A 513-nucleotide genomic window follows, 5' to 3' on the forward strand; every position below is an offset into this window, starting at 1 on the left:
CTCTTTTGCCACCAACTTAAGAGGATCTTCAGAACCTTGATATTGACGCATCTTTTGATGCACATCTTGCATAAAGTGGTAGTAGTGCTCGCGAATTTTCGGGACATCAATATTATTGAAGAAGAGATCCATCAGGAAGGTCTTTCCTCTACCGACACGACCATAGATATAGAGACCACGAGGATCACTATAAGTGACAGGTTGCTCGGCAAAAGGCTTTAACATCTTCTGCATAAAGGAGCGAGAATCTTCTGCCGGAACAGGGGCGTCAGCGAGAATTTTAGTTCTCAATTTGTCATAACTCTCAGCGACAGAAACTTGGACGGGATCGACCTTAAAACCTTTCTCTTCGATCAGTTTGAAATAGGCCTCTTTAATGGTTGTCATAATAATTTGCTCCTCTATTTTTTAACCCGACGCTCTCGAAAAAATGCTTTGATAAGTGAACTACACTCCTCTTGGAGGATGCGTGGAATAATGGTGATTTTATGGTTAAATGCTTTATAGTCATTG

General features: G+C 41.1%; 1 protein-coding gene. It reads right to left on the reverse strand.

All coding sequences use genetic code 11. The features are described from left to right. Positions 1 to 387, reverse strand: a 387-nt coding sequence (gene zapE / locus FK529_RS20995; protein ID WP_146564373.1) for an AFG1/ZapE family ATPase, incomplete at its 3' end; no start/stop codon positions are given. Positions 388 to 513 lie beyond the last annotated feature (126 nt).

The organism is Tsukamurella asaccharolytica, from assembly GCF_007858435.1.
Classification (GTDB): domain Bacteria; phylum Actinomycetota; class Actinomycetes; order Mycobacteriales; family Mycobacteriaceae; genus Tsukamurella; species Tsukamurella asaccharolytica.